Here is a 9,905-nt window from a genome sequence, read left to right as displayed (position 1 = left end):
CTCGAACTAAGTTTGAGAGAATTTGGGCTGGTGATGGCTCAACATTAGAAGCAGTCTTCAGGAAATTAGACAGTCTGTCAGAGGTGCCAAAAAATCAATAAGCTGGAAAAATAGGAGTAGTCATTGATATAGTAACCCGATTCGTGACAAGTTAAGGCGCGAGTGCAGTTGTCAAGCAGGGTTGAGCGGAAGGCTCAAAGAAGAATGACCCTTCCCTGGTGGGTCGATCTGGGAAGGGGTCAATAATCAATTTCTTGAATGGCTTGCGAATAGATTTAATAATACCCAGATCTCTATTCTCAGGAGCTGCAAAATATTTAATCGGATCGGTAGCTAAACCTTTATGATGAGCAACATAGAAATGATAAAGACCACGATAGATCATCTCTAACGAAATACGGTCGAAAGGAAGAGATACTTCATCGGCAATAGCATCACCTAGATCGACTAACACAGCATAAAATAGCCAAGTTCCCCAGAGTTGTAATTTAATACCATTGAGGGAACCAGTCCAGATATAACTTAATCCTAACAAGCGTTTAACAGTATTAAATGCTTCTTCTATTCGCCACCTTCTACCATACAGATCGGTAACTACATAGGGCGGTAAAATCAGCGGGTCAAGCACACTAGTTAGATAAGAATACCAAGTTTTACCCGTTCTGATTTCTACCAATCTCATTGTGATACAGGGTATTGTCTTTGTGCCAGCACCCATTGTGACCGTCCGGTCGCGGATGCTGTAACTATTTGTGAATACTCTCTCGACCGTAAATGATGCTTTGTTGTTGAGTCGAGTAATTAAATGAACATCCCCTTCAATTAGTTGTTGCCAAAACTGATAATGACAGAAACCTCGGTCTAGTAATATCAATGTCTGAGGCTTAACTAGCTTCAAAATATCTGACTCAAACTTCATGTCACTAGCTGTCGCTTTCTCTTGAAACCAAATTTCTACTGGTAATCGAGTTACCAGATCGATTACTACTCCTATTTTTCCAGCTAATTGATTTTTTGGCACCTCTGCCAGACTGTCTAATTTCTTGAATATTGCTTCTAATGTTGAGCCGTCACCAGCCCAAATTCTGGCAAATTTAGTTTGGGCAAATTGAATGCTAGATGGTAGTGGTCTTTGCTTGCGACTGTGCCATTTTCGCTCGAATTCTGGCAGTAATTCTTTGAATACTCTCTCCAATATTTCGGCGGGAAATGTCAGAAATCTCTGTGATAAGGCTTGTTGGCTAACTTGTGTTGGTTCACATCCCAAAAATCCTTCCCTTGCAAGTATTCTGCTCAGTTCTCTGACTCCCGCTACGTCCCGCCAAATTAGTGTTAGCACTGCTGCTACCATCAGCGGCAGATTCAGTATTCTATCCCTCATTCCGAGTTGGCGATAGTACTTCTCTTGTGCTAGTACTGCTGGCGTGACTAGCTGTTCTAGTTGCGCTGCTACTACCTCATCTTCCATCATTGGGCGTTGCTGCCGCTTGGCGTGGTCACGATTTGTTGTCCGCTGTCTTGTCGCACTTGTATGGGCGGGAAACCCGCCCACAGTGCGCCGCTTTTTGGGCATGGGTCACGCAGTAGGTTCTAACTCTTTCCTAGTCCGAGTTTGACATCAAATCTTTCTCCCCTTGACAAACCTCGGTTTTTCTTAACTTGTCACGAATCGGGTTCCCCGACAGTGTAGCGACCCAAATCACGCGGAGGTTCCCTCCGCATGTGTTTGGGTCAAGACAGCGCACCAAGCGGGATTAAAAATCTATCCATGCTCTCAGTTCCCCAGTCTCCCCGTCCCCCCGCCCCCTCGTCTCCCAATTACCTAAGTCCCAACCACGTCCAGAGATCTTGTCCAGTTACGAATTCCAATAGTAATAGTAAGACAAATCCCACCATGGCAAATCGACCATTGACAGTTTCGGCATAGACATTCCAGCCAAAACTCGGTTCTACTGGCGGTGTGGCGATATTTGAGTCGGTTTGAGTTTTACCAGTCACGATCGATAATTACCTCTATTTTGCTATTAATGCCATCTTAATCGATCGCTATACCTCTTCAGCATAGCTATTTTACGATCGATGCGATCGAGATCGACAAACAGACTGTGATGTCATCACAAACATTTAAAAAATCATCAGCCACAATAAAAGTAAGTTCATAGCAAACATTAGAAAATCAAAGTCTAAGTAAAAACACGCAACTCGATCGATCGAATCTTTCACAAAGCTTCACAACTGGTATTCCCACTGATGGAGTTTGGCAAGAACTGAGACTAAACTTAACAAACCAGGATCTGTAAATAATTTAGCTTGTAGTGGGCGAAATTAAACAAATCAGAATCATCCTTCTACTGAGCGAACGAAATTAAATTGAATAACTTGGTGTTGATATCGGGGCTACTCCTCGACTGTAAGTTAAGTAAGTCACTAACAATTGTGAATCGATCGGTCGATCTTTTAATGCGAATCCAAACTCTAAACACACTGGTTAACAGTCACAATTTAGAGACACCGATCGGTCGGCATTAATTTTTATCTATTAAAAAATCGCTAACTTATAGAAACTAGTTTCTATAACCAAATTGTAGACCATCAGCTTGCATTTACCCCGATCTCCTATCAACTCCTAACCAAAAAGTGTCATGACTACCGTTTTAGAATGCGACCTGAAACACCACAGTTTACAACTACTCAAAGAATACCAAGAGACGGGCAAAGCGAGATTGCGGAATAAAATTGTAGAACTAAACTTGGGACTGGTGCGGAAGGAAGCACACTACTGGGTCAGTCAGTGTAAAGAAACTTATGACGATTTACTCCAAGTTGGAAGTATTGGATTAATTAACGCGATCGATAAATTTGAAGTTAGTAAAGGTTATGCTTTCAGTACCTTTGCCATGCCCTACATTAGGGGTGAAATTCAACACTATCTACGCGACAAAAGCTCGGTGCTGAAAATGCCCCGCCGCTGGTTTGCACTCATGCAACAAGCCGGAACTATTACTAAAACACTCCAATCGCAACATCAACGCCAGCCTACCGAAGCCGAAATCGCCCTTGCTTTAGATATTCCCTTAATGGAGTGGCAAGAAATTAAAATGGCGTATCAAAACCGCCAGCCAGTAAGCTTAGACTGTCCTGTCGGTAGCGATGAAGATGCAAATAATTTAGCCGATTTATTACCAGATGGACACTACCAAAGTTTTCAACTGTCGCAAGAAGATCGAATGCGCGTTCAGCAAAGCTTGGTTGCACTAGAACAACATACCCGCCAAATCCTCGAATTCGTCTTCCTCCACGATCTGACTCAAAAACAAGTCGCCGAGCGGATGGATATTAGTGTCATCACCGTATCCCGCCACGTCAAGAAGGGTCTCAACGTCCTCAAAGTTATGATGGCTAGCAACGATAATTAGACCGACTTATAAAGGCTACCCTGTATACACATCTCTAGATCGAAGCAAAATTGATGGGAATCCCCCTAAATCGGGGGACTTTCGCTCGTAAATCCCCTCTTGGGAGGGTCACCCGCCCAGTGGGGTGGTTAGATCTTCGTCGCAACTCCAGCAGATTTGTCAGTGAAATCGCCGCAAGAGTAAAAATTAGCTACCAATTAATTATCACAAAACGATAGTGTCGCCAAAGATTTGGGTAGTATAAAAATAGACAGACCATTAACCTAAGACTCTAAACAATCTGACGTAATGGTAGAGAGTAAACGTCTCAAAGATCCCGACTGTTCTCAACGTTATATGTATATAGATATTTAGGGAAACGAGGTATAGAAATTAATGAACAAATCTTGGTTTTATCTAGGCGCGATCGGTAGTTTAGCGATCGTCATGACTAGCTGCGGCGACGGCAACAAACCCGCAGCCACACCATCTCCCAGTACTGCTGCACCTGCAACTACGCCCGCAGCAACCATACCTGCAACCGCTCCCGCACCAATAGCTTCAACACCAAGCGTTCCAGCCACTGCTACACCCATTGTCGCTGCTGGTAAGCCGATCGTTCCTGGCAAAACCATCTCGGTTGATACCGCAGGTTTGATCTCAGCGACTAATGGCGATAATTGGGCAAAAACTGTCGCTAAAGGCGGCACCGATCCTTTTGCCACACTGGCATTACAACCTGTCGAAGCTGTTGAAAAAGATCCTAATACTGGGTTACCTGTCAAAGCACTACCCCCGATCGCCAGCAATAATACATCTGCTGTCAAATCTGGCGTAAACAAGCCACTTCCTGGAATTAAAGTTGCTTCCATCCCAACTCAACTTCCTAAGGCTACTGGCAAATCAAAAATTGCCAGCAAGAGTTCGACACCAGCAGATACCGGAATCACTCGCGATGGCGATACATCCGTCTCGGCAATTCCTAGAACTGGTATCAATAAACCTTTACCCAAGATCGTAGTTAGTATCAAACCAGCTAACTCATCTGCTAAAGCTGAAAATAATAATGCCTCCCGCCCCGGATCGACAGCTCCTAAAACTGGTAAGATTGCCACTAATAATGTGTTGCGTCCCGTTAATGTAGGTGCTATGGCTCCCAAAACACCTGGCGTTACCCAAATCGCAGCTAGATCGGAACGAGTTGCAGAAAAGCCGATCCAAGCGATGGCATTAGAAATATCTGGAGTCATTGAGGTAGAAGGGAAGACTCAAGTGATTGTCAAATTACCAAACGAGTCATTCAGTCGCTACATCGATGTCGGCAGTCGAGTTGCTAATGGTAAAATTTTAGTCAAACGTGTAGAAGGACAAGAAGGCATATCTCCTACCATCGTTCTAGAAGAAGTTGGTGTAGAAGTCGCTCGTAAAATTGGCGATAAAGTAACAGCTAGCACTCCTGAAACTCAGCCCAAGCCTTAATAGTTTGGATGAAAGTATTTTAAAAGGCTCGATCTCGTTAGATCGAGCTTTTTGATAGCTATATTTTTTAATCGCCTGCAAAAAAGGGAGTAAAATGTTCGTGCGGTAGAATGGGGAATATTTCAGGCGCGATCGTCATGACAAATCTCATCCAAGTTGGTATCGATATTGGTGGTACTAAAATGCTGACGATCGCATATCAGCACTCCAAGATTCAGGCTCGATCGCAAATTAGCACGGGTAAAGATTTTACCGCCGCCGATGCCCAAACTGAGATCGAGCGATTTATCCACACATTAGCCGCACCACCAGATGGGATCGGCATTGCCATACCGGGATTAGTCGATCGAGCGGGCGTAGTAATTGCTTGCGATGTATTGCCCAATTTAGTCGGCTGGCAACCTGCGATCGCCTTTTCGTCGATTTGTCCCGTCAAAGTAGTAAATGATGCCCAAGCCGCTCTGATGAAGGTAGTCAGCGAGCTGAAGCCGCAAACAGTGGCGGCGGTGGTGATGGTGGGAACGGGGATTGGGGCGGCGATTTATGCCAATGGGATGGTATTGAGCGGTGCTAATGGTTGGGCGGGTGAATTAGGTAGTATCCCGATTGAGGGCAAAACCCTCGATGCCCAAGCTAGTGGTGCGGCGATATTGGCGCAATTAGGCATCGATGCAAACCAGTCGAATGCTTTAGTTGGGGCAAATGACATCACCGCACTCCAATCGATCGAACGTGCTGGCACCTCATTGGGCATGGGGTTAGCTATTTTAATTAATTTGTTAAATCCAGAGACGATCGTTTTAGCGGGCGGTACATTGCAATGGCGAGGCTATCTGGCAGCAGCAATGCAAAGTACGCAGCGGTACAGCTTGCCAGACTTATGGGCGAGCTGTCGGCTCGAAGTGAGCCAACACGGCGGAGATTTAGTCGGATTAGGCGCAGCATCGATCGCCATTTGAGCCGCCAACATCTCGATTAGTAGGTTGCTGTAGTAGCAATTCATCGTTCTTACTAAATCGCCAATCCCCAGAATCGTCGCCACATGTAAGTTACGATCGAGCGCACTACTCTGTGCCCATAGTTGAGTAGCTAAATCTGTTAATACTCGATTTCCCCCAGCAGGTAACAATGGTTCGATGAGGGCGAGAGATTCCATATTAGTGCCGATCTTTTTATCAGCCATAACTGTTGATACATAACAATTATAGCTTTATCTATTGCCGATTAGTGCCGATCTTTATGCCGATCTTGACGCAATATAGCTGTTGTCAACAAGGAGTCGATAAGAATATCTTTAAACTATGAATATCCCCGCTAGAAAATACTAGCGGGGATAACTAAAAACACTCAAGATTTAAGCTCATGATCCCAGCCAACGAGCCAAATAATTACGATCGTCAGTTCCGGTATTTTAACCGCAGATTAGGACAGTTAGAAGATACTCAAGCATCGCTGCCAGAATTCGAGCGGGTATTTAACGATCGCAGGCAGCTTCTCGAACGACGTGTATATAACGAAATCGACACGCTAGAAGACCAAATCGAGGGCAGATTTGACTGCTTAGAAATGCGATTGGATCGATTAGAGACGCGGTTTAGTGAGATTGAGAGAAAATTGGATATCGTTCTTTCCAGATCTCCGGATCGCACTAGCAGATCGAATGATTAACTCCGGAGAGTTACGCGGAATTTATCGACTAAAACATCTCTGACTTTCTGTTGGAGCGGCTCCACATCGGCATCGGTTAAAGTGCGATCGAGTGCCCGATAAATTAGCCGAATTGCTAAACTCCGTTGTCCGTCAGGGACATTGGTACCGCGATATTCGTCGAATACTTCGACATCTTCTAAAAGTTCGCCGCCAGCTTTAGCGATCGATTTTTGGATATCTGCTAAAGATAGCTCGATCGGGGCAAAGAAAGCCAGATCGCGATCGGATGCGGGATAGGTAGAATAGTTTTTAAAAACTGGTACTAACCGTTCTTCGGCAGCGAGGTAATTGAGGATTGGATCGAGGTTGAGTTGGAAGACATATACCGCTGCGGGGAGATCTTTTTCCTGGCGGAGTTGGGGGTGTAATTGTCCGAAATAGCCCAATTTTTGCCCTTGCAACCATAATGATGCGGTGCGTCCCGGATGTAGTTTCGGATCGGATCGATCGGCTTGATATTCGACGGGGATTTTGAGGCTGTGACAGACGCTATCGAGCATTCCCTTGGCTTCGTACCAAGTGAGGGGTTGCGGCTTACCACCAGTCGTCCAGCGTCCGATCCCAGCATCGCCACCAAGGATGCCAGCGAGTACGTCGGTTTCTGTCAATCCGGTTTCGTCGCGTCCGAAGATTTTGCTAATTTCAAAGCCTTGGAGTGCGCCGTTACCTTGAGCGAGATTGGTTTGGAAACTTTGAATCAAACCGGAGATTAATTCCGATCGCAGTGTCGCATATTCGGCAAACATCGGGTTAATGATTTCTACCTGGGAGCCGTTATTGAGTTTCTCAATCGCGTAGGAATATTGAACGACTTCATTTAAGCCGACAGCGCGGAAAGCGGCGCGAATTTGGCGTAATAATTCTTCGTCGAGGGAGAGGAAACCCGCCGCCGATTCTGACGGGAGCGTATCCATAAACCGATCGTAACCGTAAAGTCGGGCGACTTCTTCGATGAGGTCGATTTCCCGTTCCAAATCGCGGTAACGGTAAGGTGGAACCACCACATTCCAGACGGTTTCTTCCTTGTCATTTAACGTCGCTGTCAATTGACAACCCAAAGCTGCCAGCGTCCGCTCGACATCTTCAGTCGTAATTTCCCCAGGTTCGCCATCATCATCGATCGGCCCTAAAATCTGATTCAATCGTTCTAAGCGGAGGTTAATCGATCGAGGTTGCAGGGTTAAATTAGGCCGACGATCGCTAATATCCTGACAGATTATTTTACCACCAGCTAACTGGATAATTAGCTCGATCGCTCGATGAGTGGCTGTTTCGAGTTCGGCTAAATTGACACCCCGCTCGTAGCGAGTCGATGCTTCCGATCGCATTCCGCCTTGACTCCGCGCCGATTTCCGCACGGCGACGGGATCGAAAATGGCTGCTTCGAGAACAATGTTTTGAGTACCTTCCGATACTTCAGTATTTTCGCCACCCATGACCCCTGCCAGGGCGACGGGGGTAGCACTAGCGGTAATCAGGAGGTTTTGAGCGTTAAGTTGACGCTCTTGCCCGTCTAGGGTCTTCAGGCTCTCCCCTTGTTTCTCAGCAAGGCGCACGCCCATTTGGATCGTTTGACTACCACTGACGGCTTGCAATTTAGCTGCATCGAAGGCGTGTAAAGGTTGCCCCCATTCCAGTAGGATGTAATTCGTCACATCCACCACGTTATTAATCGGGCGAATCCCGGCGGCTTGCAAGCGACGTTGCAGCCAATCGGGTGAGGGTGCAATTTCAATACCTTCAATCAGGGTAGCGGAATAAACGGGACAAGCTTGAGCTTCGCTAACATTAACGGTTAATTGCGGTTGCTTGGCAATCGGCGACGCATCGACAGTCGGGAGTTTCAAGGCTCCGCCAGTGAGTGCGGCGACTTCTCTGGCAATTCCCACCATACTCAGCGCGTCGGCGCGATTGGCGGTAGAAGACAGATCGAGGATGACATCATCCAATCCTAATAAAGGTCGCACATCGGTACCAATTGCAGGTGTTTCAGGATGCTCTGATTCGCCGAAAATATAAATCCCTTCCGAATCTTTAGTCAATCCCAATTCCGAGAGCGAACAAATCATCCCCTCAGATTTTTCGCCCCGTAATTTTGCAGGCTTAATTTTGAGATCGACTTTGGGCAAATAGGTACCCACAGTGGCGACAGCGACATGAATTCCCGCGCGGACATTTGCCGCACCACAGACGATTTGTAACGGCTCCTCGCCGCCAACATCCACGGTACAAACGCTTAATTTATCCGCATTCGGGTGTTGAATCCGCGTCAGTACCCGCCCGACGACTACCCCATCCGCCCAAGTGCTGCGATCCTCGACCGATTCGACTTCAAAGCCAGCTAGAGTCAGGGTTTGCGCCAACGTCTCCGGATCTAGTTGGCAGTCTACTAATTCTTTTAACCAATTTAAGGCAATATACATTTAATTTAATTGAGCTATGATGAGCGTCGTTGGCGCACTCTCCAAAAGAGAATCGCCTATCTATTGTCATACAGATCGGGATTACTGTCAGGGGTTTACAGTTGAGTGCAGTTAGAAATCGTTGTGCTGTACGAACCGCCGCAGCAGATACCATTTCAATTTTACTAGTCGATCGATCGCCACATGAGTATGTGATGTCATAATAGTTGTAGCGTTTGAGATCCTCACCTGTGTCTGCCAAAGATATTTTTCACGAAATTGTTAAACTAGCACTCCAAAAAGAACAGTGGATAATTACCCACGATCCTATGAGATTAGAATTTGGAGATGTGAAGTTCCAAGTGGATTTAGGTGCAGAAAGATTACTTGCCGCAGAAAGAGGATCGGAGAAAATTGCTATTGAAATCAAAAGTTTTCTCAAAGCATCTGCCATCACCGATTTTTACGGAGCGTTAGGGCAATTCTTGAGTTATCGATTGGCACTAACAGCATTAGAGCCAGACAGATTGTTATACATGGCAGTACCGCTAGACGCATATACAACTTTTTTTCAACTTGGTTTTACCAAGGCAGCGATCGAATCGTACAAAATTCTGCTCATCGTATATGACATAGATAATGAGGTAATTGTCGAATGGATAAATTAAGTCAATATCGCGAGTTTGTGAAGTCATTAATTAGTAACTATGCTAATTCCGATCCGGCTAATGACAAGGTAGAGGTACAGTTGATTTTAGATGCAGAGCGAGACCATTATCAGTGGATGAATGTAGGTTGGCAAGGTGCAGAAAGAATCTATCGTTGCATAATGCACTTTGATATTAAGGATGGCAAAATTTGGTTACAGCAGAATTTGACAGATCGAGATCCAGCCGAAGCATTAGTAGAAATGGGCGTA

General features: G+C 45.7%; 9 protein-coding genes. 6 read left to right on the top strand and 3 right to left on the bottom strand.

Annotated elements, in window-relative coordinates; translation table 11 throughout:
* Nucleotides 1-151 precede the first annotated feature (151 nt).
* Together RMO79_RS08975 and RMO79_RS08970 are read right to left on the bottom strand one after the other, a co-directional pair.
* On the bottom strand, nucleotides 152-1,471 hold the full coding sequence (locus RMO79_RS08975) for an IS4 family transposase (RefSeq protein WP_310482774.1): 1,320 nt from the start codon (nucleotides 1,469-1,471) through the stop codon (nucleotides 152-154).
* A gap of 347 nt (nucleotides 1,472-1,818) precedes the next feature.
* Nucleotides 1,819-1,998 (bottom strand): chlorophyll a/b-binding protein, encoded by a 180-nt coding sequence (locus tag RMO79_RS08970; protein ID WP_310482773.1) that lies wholly within the window; start codon nucleotides 1,996-1,998, stop codon nucleotides 1,819-1,821.
* Between the two features lie 644 nt (nucleotides 1,999-2,642).
* Here RMO79_RS08970 and RMO79_RS08965 point away from each other — a divergent pair.
* The 4 genes from RMO79_RS08965 to RMO79_RS08950 all read left to right on the top strand — a co-directional run bounded on the left by RMO79_RS08965 (nucleotide 2,643) and on the right by RMO79_RS08950 (nucleotide 6,542).
* A complete protein-coding gene (locus RMO79_RS08965) occupies nucleotides 2,643-3,416 on the top strand; it encodes an RNA polymerase sigma factor SigF (protein ID WP_310482772.1) in 774 nt (257 codons plus the stop codon).
* A gap of 375 nt (nucleotides 3,417-3,791) precedes the next feature.
* Nucleotides 3,792-4,874, top strand: coding sequence for a hypothetical protein (locus RMO79_RS08960; protein WP_310482771.1), 1,083 nt, complete (start codon nucleotides 3,792-3,794; stop codon nucleotides 4,872-4,874).
* A gap of 110 nt (nucleotides 4,875-4,984) precedes the next feature.
* Complete coding sequence (locus RMO79_RS08955; RefSeq protein WP_310482770.1) at nucleotides 4,985-5,833, top strand: ROK family protein; 849 nt, start codon at nucleotides 4,985-4,987, stop codon at nucleotides 5,831-5,833.
* A 403-nt stretch (nucleotides 5,834-6,236) separates the two neighbouring features.
* Complete coding sequence (locus RMO79_RS08950) at nucleotides 6,237-6,542, top strand: hypothetical protein (RefSeq protein WP_310482769.1); 306 nt, start codon at nucleotides 6,237-6,239, stop codon at nucleotides 6,540-6,542.
* On the opposite strand, the gene pheT is transcribed toward RMO79_RS08950, so the two are convergent.
* Entirely contained in the window at nucleotides 6,539-9,007 is a 2,469-nt protein-coding gene (gene pheT, locus RMO79_RS08945; protein WP_310482768.1) for a phenylalanine--tRNA ligase subunit beta, read from the bottom strand. The genes RMO79_RS08950 and pheT overlap by 4 nt on opposite strands.
* A gap of 230 nt (nucleotides 9,008-9,237) precedes the next feature.
* Here pheT and RMO79_RS08940 point away from each other — a divergent pair, with 230 nt between their 5' ends.
* Both RMO79_RS08940 and RMO79_RS08935 read left to right on the top strand, forming a co-directional pair.
* Nucleotides 9,238-9,654: a XisH family protein gene (locus tag RMO79_RS08940; RefSeq protein ID WP_310482766.1), complete on the top strand. Its 417-nt coding sequence runs from the start codon at nucleotides 9,238-9,240 to the stop codon at nucleotides 9,652-9,654.
* A partial coding sequence (locus RMO79_RS08935; protein ID WP_310482765.1) for a XisI protein occupies nucleotides 9,642-9,905 on the top strand: 264 nt, incomplete at its 3' end. The genes RMO79_RS08940 and RMO79_RS08935, both read left to right, overlap by 13 nt.

It is taken from the genome of Chamaesiphon sp. VAR_48_metabat_403 (assembly GCF_031422475.1).
Classification (GTDB): Bacteria; Cyanobacteriota; Cyanobacteriia; order Cyanobacteriales; family Chamaesiphonaceae; genus Chamaesiphon.
This window is presented reverse-complemented; position numbering and strand designations above follow the sequence as displayed.

Coding starts and splice junctions, on each gene's coding strand:
- RMO79_RS08955 (WP_310482770.1), top strand. CDS start 4,985: ATGGGGAATATTTCAGGCGCGATCGTCATGACAAATCTCATCCAAGTT.
- RMO79_RS08975 (WP_310482774.1), bottom strand. CDS start 1,471: ATGATGGAAGATGAGGTAGTAGCAGCGCAACTAGAACAGCTAGTCACG.
- RMO79_RS08965 (WP_310482772.1), top strand. CDS start 2,643: ATGACTACCGTTTTAGAATGCGACCTGAAACACCACAGTTTACAACTA.
- RMO79_RS08950 (WP_310482769.1), top strand. CDS start 6,237: ATGATCCCAGCCAACGAGCCAAATAATTACGATCGTCAGTTCCGGTAT.
- RMO79_RS08960 (WP_310482771.1), top strand. CDS start 3,792: ATGAACAAATCTTGGTTTTATCTAGGCGCGATCGGTAGTTTAGCGATC.
- pheT (WP_310482768.1), bottom strand. CDS start 9,007: ATGTATATTGCCTTAAATTGGTTAAAAGAATTAGTAGACTGCCAACTA.